This is a genomic window from Bradyrhizobium manausense (assembly GCF_018131105.1).
Taxonomy (GTDB): Bacteria; Pseudomonadota; Alphaproteobacteria; order Rhizobiales; family Xanthobacteraceae; genus Bradyrhizobium; species Bradyrhizobium manausense_B.
In genome coordinates, this window is record NZ_JAFCJI010000001.1 from 3055570 (window position 1) to 3071743 (window position 16174).

The window sequence follows — 16174 nt, forward strand, 5'->3', positions numbered from 1 at the left end:
CTAAGCGCCCCGATTTTCGGCCATGGCCTCAGGCGCTTGGCGCCGGGGCCGCTGTGAATATCCTTCAGGAGATCCCAGCCTGTGAAGAACATCAGCGCCACGCTCGCGACCGTCTGGCGAATCGCCGGTCCCTATTTCCGATCGGAAGACAAATGGGCCGGCCGCGGCCTGCTCGGCATCGTCGTGGCAATGGAGCTGGCGCTGGTCGCGATCAACGTGCTGCTCAATCAGTGGCAGAACCGGTTCTACAGCGCACTCCAGGCCTACGACCTGAACGAGTTCGTAATGCAGGTCTGGATCTTCCTCGGCCTCGCCTTCACCTACGTCGGGCTGGCCGTCTACAAGCTTTACCTGAACCAGTGGCTCCAGATCCGCTGGCGGCGATGGATGACGCAACATTATCTCGGCGAATGGCTCGACGGCTCGACGCATTACCGCATGCAGCTGAAGGGCGACGCCGCCGACAACCCCGACCAGCGTCTCACCGAGGACGTTACGAACTTCGTCGAGCAGACGCTCGTCCTCGGTCTCGGGCTGCTGTCGTCGATCGTGACGCTCGCGTCCTTCATCGTCATTCTCTGGGGTCTGTCCAACAAGGCGCCCCTGCACATTTACGGCACCGATATCCTCATCCCGGGTTTCCAGGTCTGGTGTGCGCTAGCCTATGCGGTCCTGGGTACGGGACTGACCCACTGGATCGGCAGGCCGCTGATCAATCTCTATTTCGAGAAGCAACGCTACGAGGCCGACTTCCGCTTCAACCTGATCCGCGTGCGCGAAAATTCGGAGCAGATTGCGCTCTTGAAAGGCGAGAACGCCGAGCGCGGTCACCTGCTTCAGCGCTTCGGCCAGGTCATCGGCAACTGGTATGCGATCATGAGCCGGACCAAGCGCCTCACCGCCTTCACGGCGAGCTACGGTCAGGCCGCGACGATCTTTCCGTATGTCGTGGTCGCGCCCGCCTACTTCGCTAAGAGCATCCAGCTCGGCGATATGATGCAGACGGGCTCGGCCTTCGGCCAGGTGCAGGATGCGCTGTCCTTCTTCGTCACGGCCTATCGATCGATCGCGGAATGGCGCGCGATCGTCGCACGTCTCGACGGCTTCGAGATGTCGGTCGATACCGCGGCGAACCTGTCGGCGCATGAGGCGACGATCGAGCTCAGGGCCGCGGGCGGCAGCCGCAATATCGGCCTCGATAAGCTCTGCGTGAACCTGCCCAACGGCGCGCCGCTGGTCGCGGCAGACGGCTTTGCCATCCAGGCGCCGGAGCGCGTGCTCGTGACCGGACCGTCAGGCTCGGGCAAATCGACGCTATTCCGCGCCATCGCCGGCATCTGGCCGTTCGGCACCGGCACCATCGTCATTCCCGCCCAGGCAAAGCTGATGATGCTGCCGCAACGCCCCTATTTCCCGGTCGGCGCTCTGGGTGACGCGGTGATCTATCCCGCAGCTCCCGGAGCATTCCAGACAGCCCAGATCCGGGATGCGGTGATAGCGGTCGGCCTGCCCGACCTCGCCGAACGGCTGACCGAGGACGGTCACTGGAACCGGATGCTGTCGCTCGGCGAGCAGCAGCGCCTGGGGCTCGCCCGCGCTCTGCTGCATATGCCTGACTATCTGTTCCTGGATGAGGCCACCGCCTCGCTCGACGAACCGTCCGAAGCGCGGCTCTACCGGCTGCTGACGGAGAAATTGCCGCAGGCGACCATCGTCTCGATCGGCCATCGCTCAACGCTCGACGCGTTCCACACCCGCAAGGTGACGGTGGTGGAGGACGGAGCCATCCACGTCCTGGGCAATGGCGCCCCCGCCGAACCGGAGCCGAGCGCGGCGCGCTGAGGCCGTTGAGATCGTCATGGCCGGGCTTGACCCGGCCATCCATGACTTGTCCTGCAGCACAGAACGTGAATGCCCGGGACAAGCCCGGGCATGACGAGCACACCTGGAGCAACGACCGCCACCTCACTAACGATCGTCCAAAACAAAAGGGCGGCAGGTTGCCCTGCCGCCCTCGTCAGTACTCTCGGGAAAAAACTTACTTCAGGTTGGTCATCGCCGTCAGGTCAAAGGACAACTTGGCGATACCGGCCGCGCCGCACCAGTTCGAGCCAGCGCCGCCCGGGTTGATCGGGGTGACGTTGGTGGTGCCGGTGGCATTGAAGGCGCTGGTAAAAGCGTTGCAATCACCCTTGTTCAGATCGGTGTCGGAATAACGCAGATCGAGCGTGACCACCTTGTAGGTGAAGCCGACGCCGATGTTCCAGGTGTTATAGTCCTTGTAGGGAATGCCGTTGGCGAAGACGGTGCCAGCACCGGTACCGTAGAACGCGTCCGACGTGCCGAACCACTGCCGGCCAAATTCACCCGACACGTACATGCCGACGCCCGAGGCACCGAAGACCGTGCTGGGCGCGGTGTACTTCGCGGTCAACGACGCGTAGTTACCCCAGGCGCCCGAGTTCAGGAAGTTCGGCGAATAGAACTCGGTCGCGCCGACCGTGAAGCTGTCGTTGATGGTGTAGTTCACCTTGCCGTAGACTTCGAAGAAGCTGACGTCCTTCTTCATGACGTTGCCGTCGGCGAGGAAGATGGTGGTGGTGCTGACGGGGCACACACCGCCGCCGGGAACGCCGCCCGTGAGTACGTTGTCGGCGCAGCTTCCGCCCGGATACAGGTAGCCCCAGACACCGATATCGAAGGCGAAGGCGCCGAAGGTCGGGCGGATACCGCCGTAGATGTCGACCTCGGCCGCAGCACGGTTGGCGAAGGAGATGCTCTCTGCGGACACGCCGACGTAGAGCTGGAAGTCCTTGTTGACGTTGTAGCGCGGCTCGAAATAGGCGGCGACCGACGGCTTGTGGTTCGACTGGGTCACGCCGCGGAAGATGTAGTCGTTCATGATCGCGCCGCCGAAGGCGACGTCCCAGGGATCGAACGCGGGCGCCGGAGGAGCCTTCAGGGCCTTCATGGGCATGTCTGCCGCGAAAGCCGAACCCGTCACCATTGCCAGCGCCGTTGCCAACAAAGCCACTTTCTTCATTTCGATCCCCATCGCCAGTTCTACCAAGTCGGATTCCCGGAAGCCCGCGGGGCGTACGACCTGTCTGCAAAATTGCGGTACAGCGGCAATCTGGATCGGGGGGTATTAACCGAGAAGCAAAAATGGCGAGCATTTGCTGCCTTTTTGGGCGTTCTGACGCTTCCACGACAGGTTGTCTGTCGGTGTTGCTTCTCGATCACATTATTTTCACGCTGAGTGCCCACGCGAATCCGGGTTACTACGTAGGCTCGCAGCGCCGTGGCGCGCGTGCACCGAATCAACTGACTCAAAAATGGGCAACGTCCGACAGCCGTGACAACGATGCAAAAAAGGCCGCAGCGTTTCCACTGCGGCCTTCCTGTTGTCGATCATGGTCGCGGGGATGGCCCCGGCGTTTAGGCCCAAGCCTGGCCTAGCCTTGCCCTTCGGCCGGTGTCGGTTCCGCAGAAGACGAAGGCATCGCCCAGCTGGTCTCGGCGGCAGGCTCGGGGGCCGGCGTTGCCACTGGAGCTGCCGGCTTCGGCGCGGGAGCTGCCTTCGCCTTCTTCGGAGCTGCTTTCCTGGCAGCCTTCTTGGCGGCTTTCTTCGGCGCGGCCTTCTTCGCCGCAGCCTTCTTTGCCTTCTTGGCGGCCTTCTTCGGCGCTGCCTTCTTGGCAGATTTCTTCGCCGACTTCTTTGCGGACTTCTTGGACGCCTTCTTCTTCGTCGCCTTCTTCGCCGCTACGACCTTCTTGGCCTTTTTGGCCTTCTTGCTTTTCTTCTTGCTCGCTTTCGCCATCGTGGTCCTCCTGTTGCCTCCGAACAATGGTCGATCGGGCGCCTTCAACCGTCACCTCAAGGCGAAAGCTCAGCGCGACGCGTTCAGTGCCGGCCGCGACCCGCCCGTAGCCCAATCGAGAAGCTCAATCGTGTGTACGACCGGAACTGACGTGCCACTGGCAATCTGCACCATGCAGCCGATATTGCCTGCGGCAATCATGTCCGGCTTGACGCTCGCGATGTTGGCGACCTTGCGATCGCGCAACCGGCCCGCAAGCTCGGGCTGGAGAATGTTGTAGGTCCCCGCCGAACCGCAACACAAATGGCTCTCCGGTACATCTTTCACCACGAATCCATTCTTGGAAAGCAATTCTTTCGGAAGGCCCGTGATTTTCTGGCCGTGCTGCAACGAACACGCCGAGTGATAGGCGACGACGATGTTGTTGTTGTCCTGCTGCGTGCTCGGCGCGAGGCCGAGACCGGCGACGTATTCGGTGATGTCCTTTGCAAGCGCGGACACCTTCGCCGCATCGGCAGCGAACGCAGCGTCCTCACGCAGCAGATAGCCGTAATCCTTGATCACCGTGCCGCAGCCGGACGTGGTCACCAGGATGGCGTCGAGCCCCTCCCCTGCCGCTTCCTTTTGCCAGGCCGCAACGTTGGCGCGGGCGCGCGCCAACGCATCCTGGTCGTTGCCGAGATGATGGGTCAGCGCACCGCAGCACTGCTCGTCCCTGACCAGCACGACCTCGATGCCGTGACGGGTGAGGAGGCTGATGGCGGCCTGGTTGATGCGCGGCGCCAGCACCTGCTGGGCGCAGCCCTGGAGCAGCGCGACCCGGCCGCGCTTCTTGCCGAGCGCTGCGAACACACTGCCCGGACGGGCGCCAGGTGCCGGCAACCGGCTCGGGGCCAGCGCCAGCATCGCCTTGAGGCGCTGGATCAGACCAGGCGTCGCCGAGGGCCGCGGCGTCGGCAGCAAGACCGCGAACAGCCGCGCCAGCCGCGCGAGCCTCATGCTGATGCGGAAGCGCTGCGGGTCCGGCAGCACGAAGGCCAGCACCTGGCGCAGCAGGCGCTCGGCGAGCGGGCGCTGATAGCGCTGCTCGATCCTGACCCGGGCCTGGTCGACGAGGTGCATGTAGTTCACCCCGGAGGGGCAGGTCGTCATGCAGGCCAGGCACGACAGGCAACGGTCGACATGCTTGACCACTTCAGCGGTCGGCGTCTGGTCCTTCTCCAGCATCTCCTTGATCAGGTAGATGCGGCCGCGCGGGCTATCGAGCTCGTCGCCGAGCAGCACATAGGTCGGGCAGGTCGCGGTGCAGAAGCCGCAATGGACGCAGGCGCGCAAGATCTTGTCGGCTTCCGCGGTGTCGGGGTCGGAGAGCTGCGCAAGTGAGAATTCGGTCTTCATGCCGTAGCGCCCCGCCTCAAGCGTCCCCGGTTCAAGATCGACTTCGGATCGAAACTGGCGCGGACCCGTTCGCTCAGGGCGGCAACACCCGGCGCCTGCGGGTGGAATACGTCGACGCCGCGCCTGACGTCCTCGGCCGCCCGGATCAGCGTCGCGTGCCCGCCGAACGCGTCCGTTCGCTGACGCACGGCCGGGGCATGTGCGTCGGCCTTCGGCGGCAGCGCCGCCCAGATCAGGCCGCCGCCCCAATCGTAGATGACGTCGCCGCCGGTCTCGCGCGCCAATTGCGTGCCGAGCGCCGCGCCCGAGGCCGGCGGACAGACGATGCGCCACACCGGCCAGGCGCCGAGCGCACCGCCGGTCGCGAACGGCAGCACGTCGCGGATGGTGGCCCACAGCACGGAGGACGCGGCGTCCTCGATCAGGGTCGCGGTTCCAAATGGTGCCAGCAATTCGCGCAGCGAGCCGGCGCGGTGGCTGGCGGAGGCCGTGATGCCCTCGAGCCGAAGCACCGTCAGCGCCTCGCCCTGGCTGGCGATATCGCCAAGTCCGTCGGTCCTGGCCCGGAATGCCGATTTCGGCAGATGCGCGGCGGCGGAGACGTCGAAGGGCGAGCCGAGGGCGGCGGTCATCGCCTTGTTGGCGGCGGCCTCGTCGAGCCCGCGCAGCAGCAGCGTCCGCTCGGCTTCGGGCTTCGGCATCACCTTCAGCGTGACTTCGGTCATCACCGACAGCGTGCCCCAGGACCCCGCCAGCAATTTGCAAAGATCGTAGCCGGTGACGTTCTTCACCACCTTGCCGCCGGTCTTGAAGCTGTCGCCGAAGCCGGAGACAGCATGCGCTCCCAGCAGATGGTCGCGGGCGCCGCCCGCCCTGATCCGCCGCGGACCGGCGAGGCCCGCCGCGATCATGCCACCGATGGTGCCTGACGCCGGCGTGCCGAGCAGCGGCGCGGTGTTGACAGGCTCAAAAGCGAATTGCTGGTTCTTGGCGTCGATCAGCGACAGCACATCGGCCAACGGCGCCCCGGCCTGGAGCGTGACGATCAGTTCGTTGGGTTCGTAGGAGGTGACCGCATTCAGCGCGGAGACGTCGAGCACGGCGTTGGTCGCCATCGTATGCCCGATGCCGCGCTTGCTGCCATGACCAATGATCTCGAGCGGCTGCTCATTGGCAATCGCCGCCCGCACCACTTCTTCGACGTCTTTGGCGTCTCTGACCCTGAGCGTATCCACGCCTCTAGCGGGTAACGAAATTTGCTCCCAAAATCAAATGCGGACACCGAACAAGGAGTGAAATGCGTCAAGCCCCGCATTGGTGATCTCGACGGACCGCCCCTGCGGCCGGCGGCGGATCCAGTCCCGCTGGAACGCGAGGTCCGCCAGCGCCGCCCCTGCCCGCCCGGCCAGATGCGGCCGGCGTTCGCTCCAGTCGAGGCAGGGCCGGCACAGCACCCGCCGGTGCCGCGCCGGCGCATGGAGATCGACACCGAGACTGCCAAGGAAGGCCGTGCCTGCCGCCGTCAGCTCCCCAACCTCCTGGTCGAGCACCAGATAGTCGCGCTCCCGCAGCGCGTCCGCGAGAGCAACCCCGAGTTCGCCGGCGAGGTGATCGTAGCAAGTCCGGGCTCGGCGCATCGCGGCATCGATCCGTGACGGCGGCCGCGAACCCGGCGGACCTGTTACGGCGACCGTCATCATGCCCTCCAGGATCTGCGCGACCAGCGGCGTAGCCAACCGGTACAACCGGCGCGGTCCGCGCCGCTCGACCTTCAAAAGCGCGTGCTGCACCAATCTGCCGAGATGCCAGCTCGCCGTCTGCGGCGTGACTCCGGCGGCCAGCGCCAGCTCGCCCGCAGTTTGCGGACGACCGTCCATCAGTCGCGACAGGATCAGCGCGCGGCCGGGATCGGCGATCAGGGCGGCGAGGTCGGCGAGTTCGCGTGCGATGGTCGGCATGACCGGCTCCGGCATGTGACGAAAACTCATCCTGCTGTCGCACGGGATGGCGATGGAACGTTTCGATCGTGATCGAAATGTTCACGACATCGACACTTCGATGTCAGGCGAACCTTACCGGCGCGCCGTCGCGACATGGTCGCAGCGATCGCGGTCGAGACGAAGCAACGGAGATCATCATGGAGCGATCGACACAGGCGCAGCCAGCGCCGCGTGAAACGTTCAGCCGCAGGACGGTGATCGCCGTCCTGACGATCTATCTCTCGCCATGGACGGCAACATCATCCCAAGCTCAGCAAGGAGCCAACACGATGAACCACTATGCCACACAGAAATCGATCAACGACGCCGTCGAGGGCGGCGGCCTGCTCGTGGTCGCGCAATGGGAGGCGAAGCCGGGCGAGGCTGACAGGATCGCCGCGATCCTCGATCGCTTCCTGCCGGACGCGCAACGCGAGGATGGCGTCAAGCTGTTCCTGATCTCGCGGGGCAAGGACAATCCGGCCCAGTTCCTGTTCTACGAACTGTTCCGCGACGAGGCCGCTTTCAAGGCGCATCAGGAGAGCGCGCATTTCAAGACCTACATCGCCGGCCAAGCGCTGCCGTTGCTGGCGAAGCGCGAGCGGGCGCAGTACGGGCTGCTGTAAGGTTGGTGGGGAAGGGTTCGCGCCGCGGGCCCTTCCTTTCACGCGTGCCTAGAACCGCGGAATATCCGGAAACGCCAGCTTGCCTGCGTGCACATGCATGCGGCCGAGTTCAGCGCAGCGGTGCAAGGTCGGAAACACTTTTCCGGGATTGAGCAGGCCTTGCGCATCGAAGGCGCATTTCAGCCGCTGCTGCTGGTTGAGATCGATCTCGGTGAACATGTCGGGCATCAGGTCGCGCTTCTCGATGCCGACGCCGTGCTCGCCGGTGAGCACGCCGCCGAACTCGACGCAGGCGCGCAGGATGTCGGCACCGAAGGCCTCGGCGCGCTCGATCTCGCCGGGCTTGTTGGCATCGTAGAGAATCAGCGGATGCAGATTGCCGTCGCCGGCGTGGAACACGTTGGCGCAGCCGAGCTGGTATTTCTCCGAGAGCTCGCGGATACGAGCGAGCGCCTTCGGCAGCGCGCCGCGCGGGATGGTGCCGTCCATGCAGAGATAGTCGGGCGAGATGCGCCCGACCGCGGGGAACGCGGCCTTGCGGCCGGCCCAGAACAGATTGCGCTCGGCCTCCGAGGTCGAGATCTGGCACGTGGTCGAGCCGCAGGCATTCGCGATGGCCTCGACCCGCGTGATCAATTCGTCGACCTCGATCTTGGGACCATCGAGCTCGATGATCAGCAGCGCCTCGACATCGAGCGGATAGCCGGCATGAACGAAGGCTTCGGCGGCGTGGATCGCGGGCTTGTCCATCATCTCCATGCCGCCGGGAATGATGCCGGCGCCGATGATGCGCGCCACGCATTCGCCGGCCGCCTCGACCTCTGCAAAGCCGACCATCAGCGCGCGCGCCGTCTCCGGCTTTTGCAGGATACGCACCGTGATCTCGGTTATGACGCCGAGCAGGCCTTCCGAACCGGTGATGACGCCCATCAGATCGTAGCCGGAATTCTCGCACCCCTTGCCGCCGATGCGCAGGATCTCGCCGCTCATCAGGACAATCTCGCAACCGAGCACGTTGTTGGTGGTCATGCCGTATTTCAAGCAATGCACGCCGCCTGAATTCTCCGCGACATTGCCGCCAATCGAGCAGGCGATCTGCGAAGACGGATCTGGCGCGTAGTAGAAGCCGGCATGCGCGACCGCTTGGCTGATCGCGAGGTTGGTGACGCCGGGCTCGGTGACGACGACACGGTTGTCGAAGTCGATCTCGCGAATGCGCTTGAACTTGCCGAGGCCCAGCAGCACGCCGTCCTCCAGCGGCAGCGCGCCGCCTGACAGCGACGTGCCGGAGCCGCGCGGCACCACCTTGATTCCCTGCCCCGCACAATATTTCAGGACGAGCGAAACCTGCTCGGTGGTGTCGGGCAGCACCACCACCATCGGTGGCTGCCGATAGGCGGTCAGCCCGTCGGATTCATAGACCCGCATCTCGGCAGCGCTGTCGATTACGCCCTCGCCGGGCACAATTGCGCGCAATGCAGCAACGATCTCCGCGCGGCGCGCGAGCACCGCCTGATCGCTCGCAGGCATCATGATGGCCATGGTCTATCCTTCCGCACGTCAATTTATCACGGCAAATCAATCACGTCCGCGATGGTTTGGGTAGGCCGTCCGAAAGTCGGAGCCGCGATCTGCGGCAAGTTCGCTCTGGGACAAGTAGGCAGGCATGAAACCTGTCATGGTTTCGTGGCTTGTCCAAGCCGAGCGGGCCATGCCAAAACCGGCAGGTTCGACGAAAGCCGACCAGAGACCCCACCGGGAAAGAGACGAAGAGCACCCTATGAAAACACTGACTTTTGGCGCGCTGATGATCCTCACCGTCACTGCCACGGCCTCCAGCGCGATGGCGCAGGATGTCGCGGCCGGCAAATCGTCGTTCAACAAGTGCCTGGCCTGCCACGCGATCGGCGAAGGCGCCAAGAACAAGGTCGGCCCTGAACTGAACGGCCTCGACGGCCGCCATTCCGGCAGCGCGCCGGACTACAATTATTCGGACGCGAACAAGAATTCCGGCATCACCTGGAATGAGGCGCAGTTCAAGGAATACATCAAGGATCCGAAGGCCAAGATCCCCGGCACCAAGATGGCGTTCGCCGGCATCAAGAACGAGAACGAGGTCAACAATCTCTGGGCCTATGTCTCGCAGTTCGACAAGGACGGCAAGATCAAGCAGTAAACGCGGAGACGGCGGCCGCTGGAGCTTCGGTTCTGATTGAATCAGAACCGAAGCTCCAGCCTGTCGTTTTGACGCGCTTTCTTCACGCGAACCAGGATCCACTTCGCTCGAAAGCGCTTTAGTCTGCGGCCGCCTGCGCCGGGGCGATATGACCGATCATCGTCTCGATCTCCGTCTTGACGAGATCCGGCACCGCATTCTGCACCATGTGGCCCAGATCGGGCAGCACGATCAATTTCGCATTCGGGACGGTCGCGGCGAACGGACGCGCGTGGATATCGGTCTTCACCGTCTTGTCGGGCGCTCCGGCGATGATCGTAACAGGCACTTTGATCTCGCCGTAGCGCGGCGCTTGCGCGGCCACTGACGCCTTCAGAGTCACGAGATCATAGGCATTGGCGATGAATTCGCGCGGACGCAGCAGCAGCGGTGTCGCGGACTCTTTCACGAAACCATCCGGCATCGTCTGCGGCAGGAACACGCTGCGCGCGCCAGATTCAGTGACGAAATAGCCGAGCGGCAGCGTGACGGTGTAGGCGAGCAGTGGGCCGATCACCGGCGTTGCGATGATCTCGTTGTAGCGGCCGACGCCGCCGCGCCAGGGATGGGTCACCGGCGCCAGCATCACGAGGCCGGCAACGCGGCTCGCGTAATCGAGCGCGAGGCGTGCGCCGAGCGCGCCGCTCCAGGAATGCACCACGAAGATCGCGCGATCGACCTCGAGCTTGCCGAGCGCCTCGTCGATCATCCGCGCCTGGATCTCCGGCGTCGAATCCTGCCGCCGCGCGCGGGTGCTCCAGCCATGGCCGGGGCGGTCGATCAGGATGACGCGATGCTGCTTGGCCAGGAGATCGCCGAGCGGATGCCGCATCACTTCCAGGTTCGAACTCGCGCCATGCAGCATCACGATCGGCACGCCCGCGTCGCGCGGGCCGATGTCGACGACATGGAGTGTCGCGCCATCGACCTCGATCATCCGGCCCTGCGGCGGAAAGGTCCGTTGCACGGCAAGAATGCCGGCCTGCGTGACCAGCGCCAGGAGCACCAGCGCTGTCACGACTGACATCACAATCATCAGGAAGGTCCGGGCAATCCAGGGCACATCGCAGTTACGGGTGACGCAGCCGGCAGTTTCGCGCAAGCGCTTCCACCGAAAATGCCGCCCTGTGGATATGTGCACAATTCCCCGCGAAAAAGCTCAATGAAATCAATGGTCACGTCGGCCGTTCGCAAGTCCCTGACGGCTTCATGCAGTCGTCATCGCAGCTTCCTTATAATCGCCATGGTCGGTTCCGCCATTGAGACGCGGATGGGCGCCGATCCCTCCTCGCAACCTCAGGGGATTGCGGGAAAGACCGGCAGGATTGTCCTGGTTTGAACCGGAGGATTTTCGATGAGCATCAGGTCGAAAGACACCGCGATCGACGAGATCGTCGCAAGCTGCAACGGCGATCTGCGCGGTGCCGTGCGGGCGCTGCTTCTGATTAACGAGCACCTCGAGACGGAACTGGCAAAGGCCTATGCCGCAGCCATCGATCGCGGTCTGGTCGAGCGCGGCACCAGCGTTCTGCACTAGGTCGCAAGACTAGCCCGCGCCGTCCTCGGCCTTTTCCTCGTCCGGCGTGAGCACGGGACAGGCGCGGATGGTCGAGCGCGCAAGCTTGGCATCGGCCTTGGATGTGTAGGGGCCGTCGCCGAACCAGACATCGCCGATGATGACCGGATTGCTGGTCACGATGTTGCATTTGCCGGTGGCGCGATTGCCGACCACCCAGAACATCCCGTCGGCCAGGCTCATCGTTCCCGACGCCAACAGCAAGCTGCAAGCACAGATCAAACGCTTCATGGCTTTTGCTCCTGCCATGCAGGTAGACCTGCAGCGGCGCCGACAATAGTCCTTGCGACATTGCGCCTCCGATCGTGGTTAACCGGCGGGCGCCGCAATCGCTCGGGAAATGATCAACTTGTCGGCTAGATGTCGCGACCTTCGACCTTCTCGGTCAAGGCCTTCACCTGCTCGGGGATCTTCTCGAGGTGAGGATTGACGGCCAGCGCCTTGCGGTAGGCCTCGAGCGCGCGCTTCTCGTCGCCGACGTCCTGCATGATCATGCCGAGCCCCGCCAGCGCGCCGAAATGACGGGGTTCGCGGACCAGCACCTCGCGGATGTCGGCAAGCGAACGGGCATAGTCGTTCTGCATGTAATAAAGCGTGGCGCGCCGGTTCCAGGCTTCGATGTAGTCGGGCCGGAGCTTGATGACGGAATCGAGCAGCTTGATCGCGACATCGATCTTGTGCGCATCGACGGCCGCCTTGGCTCGCGCCATCAACAGCGCGGCGGTGTCGCTCGGGGTCTGGAGCCAGATCGCCCAGATCCGCGCCTCGACATGCTTGGCGCTGACATCGTCGGGGGCAGCCTTCAGCGCGCCGAACAGGAAATCGAGATTCTTGGTGCGGTCGACCTTGGGCAGCTTGGCGGGCGCCTCCGGCAGCTTCTTCTGCTGCTTCGCTGGCGGGGCCGGACTATCCTGCGCCAGCGCCGGCGCGAGACCGGCGAGGCCGAGAACCAGGGCCAGGCACACCGTGCGCGGATGAGGGAATCTCACGATCATGGTGAAAGTCTAAACGCGCAAAGCCGCCCTTGCAAAGCAAAGGCGGCGTCAAACTCGCGTGAGACCGTGGTCTTGGGGAGCGTGCGCGCGAAGCGACCGCGAGGGCGATATCAGCCTTGCTGATATCAGCCTTGGCGAGCCTTGAAGCGGCGCTGCACCTTGTTGATCACATAGACCCGGCCCTTGCGGCGGACCAAGCGGTTGGCGCGATGGCGACCGCGCAGCGACTTCAAGGAGTTACGGACCTTCATGGCAGAATCCTGAACGTTCGAAAGGCCGTGTTCGGCACTACCGTTTCGGCACGCGCGAATGTGGCAAAATGAGATCTTTCCCGCTGGCGGACCGACCGCCCGGGATGGGGCGGTTCTTAAGGCATGGAGGGCGCGCGTGTCAATGCAAACGGCCCTTGCCGAACCGATTAACCCACGGATTGAGCGGAGAAAGGGCTGAAACGGTCCCTTTTAAGCCGGGAATTCGACCATGGCCTCGCCGGTTGCGACCCGCTCCTGGTCCTGGTTCCTCACCACGACATCAATGAGGACCCAACGCGCTTTCGCCGTGACCCGCTTTGCCTTGATGATTCCCGACGGATGGATGGTGTCGCCGGGGCGCACAGGCTTCACCCAGCGGGTCTCCAGCCGCCGGTGGATCGCGCCAGCCGGATAGGCCCAGTCGGTCAGCATGCGCGAGATCAGACCGAAATTGTTCATGCCATGCATGATGACGCCGCCAAACTGCGTCTTGCCGAATTGGCCCTTCATGTAGTCGTCGTCGAGATGAAGCGGATTGTAGTCGAGCGAGGCATCGCAGAACTGACGAATGGACTCGCGCGAAACCGCGAAGCTCGGGCCTTCGATCGTGTCGCCCGCATTGATGCCTTCAAATGTAACGGTCATGGCGCCCTCCCTCAAACCGGCCGGATAGTCCAGCCGCGGCCGGAACAGATGACGTCGCCATTCTGGTTGAGGAAGACGTTGTCGTGCACCACGAACAGCCGCTCGCGCTTGATGAACTTGTCGAGGGCACGCGCCTGCAAGGTGATGACGTCACCTGGGCGGGCCGGAATGTTGTAGCTCCAGGACTGCCCCGCATTGACCGTGCCGGGCGAGCGCATCCAGTCGTCCGCCGGCGTGCATGCGAACATCAGCATGATGTGGATCGAAGGCGGTGCGATCAGGCCACCGTAGCGGGTCGTTTTGGCGTAGGCCTCGTCGAAATAGAGTGGATGGGTCTCGCCGACCGATTTGCAGTAAAGCTCGATCGCCTCGCGCATCAGGCGGTAAGGAAGCGTTTTGCGCGGCTCGCCGGGAACGATCTCGTCCCACACCTTGCGCGATTGGGCGTCCTTCCAGAAATCGGTCTCAAAGGCCTGCGCCTCCGCCATTCTCCACCTCCCGCTTCCTTTTTGTTGCCGGGACACTAGCGCAACGATGCCGATCGGCAAAAGCTGTCGCGGGGAGCTTGCCAAATTCGTTATATCATATAATCAATTCGGCAACCCGTCGGGAGGAAACCATGCCGAAGCTGAAGCTGCCTGATATCGAAAATGTCGTCGCCATCGACATCCACACTCATGCCGAGGAACCCTGCGGCACCCATGCCGACGACGGCTACGACGATTTCCAGGCGCAGATGGCCGACTATTTCAAGTCGCCGCACAAGCATCCGCCGACGGTACCGGAGACAGCGGCCTACTACCGCTCCAAGAACATCGCCGCGGTGATCTTCCCGGTTGATGCCGAGCGCGAGACCGGTTTCCGCCGTTACAAGAATGAAGAGATGCTGGAGATCGCATCCGATCATCTTGACGTCCTGATCCCGTTCGTCTCGATCGACCCGCACAAGGGCAAGCTCGGCGTGCGCGAGGCGCGCAAGCTGATCGAGGAATACGGCGTGCGCGGCTTCAAATTCCATCCGACGATGCAGGGCTTCTACGCCAACGACCGCATGGCCTATCCGCTCTACGAAGAAATCAACAATGGCGGCGCGATCGCGCTGTTCCACACCGGCCAGACCGGCGTCGGCTCGGGCATGCCCGGCGGCATGGGCATGCGGCTGAAATATTCCAACCCGATGTACATGGACGACGTCGCGGCCGACTTCCCCGACCTCAAGATCATCCTCGCCCATCCCTCCTTCCCCTGGCAGGAAGAGGCGCTGTCGGTCGCGACCCACAAGCCGAACGTCTATATCGACCTCTCGGGCTGGTCGCCGAAATATTTCCCACCGATCCTGGTGCGCTATATCAACTCGATCCTGCAGGATAAGATGCTGTTTGGCTCGGACTGGCCTGTCATCACACCGGACCGCTGGCTGTCGGACTTCGCCAAGATCGACATCCGCGACGAGATCCGGCCGAAAGTGTTGAAGGCCAACGCGCGCAAGATTTTGGGGATCTGAAGCGCGGACTCATGAATTGGCGGAGGCCGCTTGCCCTTCGAGGCGGCCCCGCACCCGAGGCTTCTATCGTCCGCTCGTGAGCCAAGCGCGAACGTCATCGCGATGCCCGATCGCATCGGCCAGAGGCGCTGTCGGTCCCCGCCCCGAACGTCAATATCGACCTGCCCGGCCGGTCGCAAAAGTATTTCCCGCCGATCCTGGTGCGCCACATCAACTCGATCCTGCAGAATTAAGAGGCTGTTCGGCTGGGACCGCCCCGTGACCAGGCTGCTCTCCTCTCGATAACCGTCGCGCGCCTTTAGAGCAAAGCCGCTTTCGCGAAACGACATGCGTGACCCAACGCACGTTCCGCGCCGAAGCGGCGTGCCAAAGATATCCGTCAGCCCCCTGTCAGGAACGAAAGCTTCCATGAACCAGGATGGGGGAAGCGCACTCGACCTCGTTCAGTGGGCGTTTTGATGCTGACTTCGTGAATCAGGGTTGTCGCCACATCGGCCGTCGACCATAATCTCTTGGTCCCGACAATGAACAATGCCCGATCCATGAGTGAGCCAGAAGCACAAGCTGAGGTTTCCGGGGGCGCGCTCGGCGGGCAAGACCAGCCTCCACGCCAGGAGCCGCCTCGCGGCAGGAAGCCTGGCTTGTCTCGGAGCATCCTGATCGGAATTGCTGGCGGGCTTGTGATCGCTGGAATAGCAGCAATCGTCGTATTGCCCGGCGTCGTCCGCGACAAGCCAGTTGCTGTTGGTCAGGAATCGACTCTGGAAGTGCTTGTTCCAGGCGACATCAGCGCAGCTCTTCCGACCCTCGATCCTGGGACTTCGAAGGCAGCGGTGGATGACGCGAAGAACTGCAAGGTGCCGCTGGCATGGGTGACGTTGACGCAACGAAACGGGCATGGCGGCATGGTGCGTGTCCGCTCGGGACAATATCTGTCGCCGCCGATCAAGCTCACCGTCGCTCCCCAGCGCGTCGCCATTCCCTATCCGGCGCCATATCCCACCGGCCGCGGGGTTCTGACACTGGTCGGCGAAGCAGACCAGGTGGGATTCTACCTGACGCCCGGGGGCATCCACGACGTAAACGGCACCTACCCCGTCAACGTGCATTGGCAGGTCCGCAACCCCTGCCCATGAACTCCTGCCCATGAATGCTCGAACGGGT

The 16174-nt window shown here is 63.5% G+C and carries 18 protein-coding genes and 1 pseudogene; 7 read left to right on the forward strand and 12 right to left on the reverse strand.

The window, feature by feature from the left end; translation table 11 throughout:
- Positions 1-81: 81 nt before the first annotated feature.
- The gene (locus tag JQ631_RS14645) at positions 82-1842 is read left to right on the forward strand and encodes an ABC transporter ATP-binding protein/permease (RefSeq protein WP_212327143.1); all 1761 of its coding nucleotides are present in this window, start codon (positions 82-84) and stop codon (positions 1840-1842) included.
- 196 nt (positions 1843-2038) lie between these two features.
- Here JQ631_RS14645 and JQ631_RS14650 read toward each other — a convergent pair whose 3' ends face one another.
- From JQ631_RS14650 to JQ631_RS14670, 5 genes are all read right to left on the reverse strand, one after another.
- Positions 2039-3043, reverse strand: coding sequence for a TorF family putative porin (locus tag JQ631_RS14650; protein WP_212327145.1), 1005 nt, complete (start codon positions 3041-3043; stop codon positions 2039-2041).
- 412 nt (positions 3044-3455) lie between these two features.
- Positions 3456-3821 carry a histone gene (locus JQ631_RS14655; protein WP_212327147.1) on the reverse strand — a complete coding sequence of 122 codons (366 nt, stop codon included), beginning with the start codon at positions 3819-3821 and terminating at the stop codon, positions 3456-3458.
- A 69-nt stretch (positions 3822-3890) separates the two neighbouring features.
- On the reverse strand, positions 3891-5219 hold the full coding sequence (gene glcF, locus JQ631_RS14660; RefSeq protein WP_212327149.1) for a glycolate oxidase subunit GlcF: 1329 nt from the start codon (positions 5217-5219) through the stop codon (positions 3891-3893).
- Positions 5216-6454, reverse strand: a complete 1239-nt coding sequence (locus tag JQ631_RS14665) for an FAD-binding protein (RefSeq protein ID WP_212327151.1) — start codon at positions 6452-6454, stop codon at positions 5216-5218. The genes glcF and JQ631_RS14665 overlap by 4 nt, the downstream gene beginning before the upstream one ends.
- Positions 6455-6487: 33 nt before the next feature.
- The gene (locus tag JQ631_RS14670; RefSeq protein WP_212327153.1) at positions 6488-7177 is read right to left on the reverse strand and encodes an ArsR/SmtB family transcription factor; all 690 of its coding nucleotides are present in this window, start codon (positions 7175-7177) and stop codon (positions 6488-6490) included.
- A gap of 179 nt (positions 7178-7356) precedes the next feature.
- On the opposite strand from JQ631_RS14670, the gene JQ631_RS14675 reads away from it, so the two are divergent.
- Positions 7357-7824, forward strand: coding sequence for a putative quinol monooxygenase (locus JQ631_RS14675; protein WP_249160289.1), 468 nt, complete (start codon positions 7357-7359; stop codon positions 7822-7824).
- A 48-nt stretch (positions 7825-7872) separates the two neighbouring features.
- Here JQ631_RS14675 and JQ631_RS14680 read toward each other — a convergent pair whose 3' ends face one another.
- The gene (locus JQ631_RS14680) at positions 7873-9366 is read right to left on the reverse strand and encodes an FAD-linked oxidase C-terminal domain-containing protein (RefSeq protein ID WP_212327155.1); all 1494 of its coding nucleotides are present in this window, start codon (positions 9364-9366) and stop codon (positions 7873-7875) included.
- Between the two features lie 238 nt (positions 9367-9604).
- Between JQ631_RS14680 and cycA the strand changes: the two genes are divergently transcribed.
- Positions 9605-10000 (forward strand): cytochrome c-550 CycA, encoded by a 396-nt coding sequence (gene cycA / locus JQ631_RS14685; RefSeq protein WP_212327157.1) that lies wholly within the window; start codon positions 9605-9607, stop codon positions 9998-10000.
- Between the two features lie 118 nt (positions 10001-10118).
- Here the strand turns inward: cycA and JQ631_RS14690 are convergent, their stop codons facing one another.
- Positions 10119-11075 carry an alpha/beta fold hydrolase gene (locus tag JQ631_RS14690; RefSeq protein ID WP_212327158.1) on the reverse strand — a complete coding sequence of 319 codons (957 nt, stop codon included), beginning with the start codon at positions 11073-11075 and terminating at the stop codon, positions 10119-10121.
- A 318-nt stretch (positions 11076-11393) separates the two neighbouring features.
- On the opposite strand from JQ631_RS14690, the gene JQ631_RS14695 reads away from it, so the two are divergent.
- On the forward strand, positions 11394-11576 hold the full coding sequence (locus tag JQ631_RS14695; protein ID WP_212327159.1) for a hypothetical protein: 183 nt from the start codon (positions 11394-11396) through the stop codon (positions 11574-11576).
- Positions 11577-11585: 9 nt separating this feature from the next.
- Here JQ631_RS14695 and JQ631_RS14700 read toward each other — a convergent pair whose 3' ends face one another.
- From JQ631_RS14700 to JQ631_RS14720, 5 genes are all read right to left on the reverse strand, one after another.
- The gene (locus JQ631_RS14700; RefSeq protein WP_212327160.1) at positions 11586-11846 is read right to left on the reverse strand and encodes a hypothetical protein; all 261 of its coding nucleotides are present in this window, start codon (positions 11844-11846) and stop codon (positions 11586-11588) included.
- Positions 11847-11971: 125 nt separating this feature from the next.
- Entirely contained in the window at positions 11972-12610 is a 639-nt protein-coding gene (locus JQ631_RS14705; protein ID WP_212327161.1) for a tetratricopeptide repeat protein, read from the reverse strand.
- Positions 12611-12735: 125 nt separating this feature from the next.
- The gene (gene ykgO, locus JQ631_RS14710) at positions 12736-12861 is read right to left on the reverse strand and encodes a type B 50S ribosomal protein L36 (RefSeq protein WP_006611362.1); all 126 of its coding nucleotides are present in this window, start codon (positions 12859-12861) and stop codon (positions 12736-12738) included.
- 210 nt (positions 12862-13071) lie between these two features.
- A complete protein-coding gene (locus JQ631_RS14715; protein WP_212327162.1) occupies positions 13072-13506 on the reverse strand; it encodes a MaoC family dehydratase in 435 nt (144 codons plus the stop codon).
- Between the two features lie 11 nt (positions 13507-13517).
- The gene (locus tag JQ631_RS14720) at positions 13518-13994 is read right to left on the reverse strand and encodes a MaoC family dehydratase (protein ID WP_212327163.1); all 477 of its coding nucleotides are present in this window, start codon (positions 13992-13994) and stop codon (positions 13518-13520) included.
- 131 nt (positions 13995-14125) lie between these two features.
- Between JQ631_RS14720 and JQ631_RS14725 the strand changes: the two genes are divergently transcribed.
- The 3 genes and pseudogenes from JQ631_RS14725 (at position 14126) to JQ631_RS14730 (ending at position 16146) form a co-directional block, all read left to right on the forward strand.
- On the forward strand, positions 14126-15010 hold the full coding sequence (locus tag JQ631_RS14725) for an amidohydrolase family protein (RefSeq protein ID WP_212327165.1): 885 nt from the start codon (positions 14126-14128) through the stop codon (positions 15008-15010).
- 122 nt (positions 15011-15132) lie between these two features.
- Positions 15133-15271, forward strand: a pseudogene (locus JQ631_RS32325) (4-hydroxyphenyl-beta-ketoacyl-CoA hydrolase); the annotation flags it as partial.
- A 380-nt stretch (positions 15272-15651) separates the two neighbouring features.
- Positions 15652-16146 carry a hypothetical protein gene (locus JQ631_RS14730; RefSeq protein WP_212327167.1) on the forward strand — a complete coding sequence of 165 codons (495 nt, stop codon included), beginning with the start codon at positions 15652-15654 and terminating at the stop codon, positions 16144-16146.
- Positions 16147-16174 lie beyond the last annotated feature (28 nt).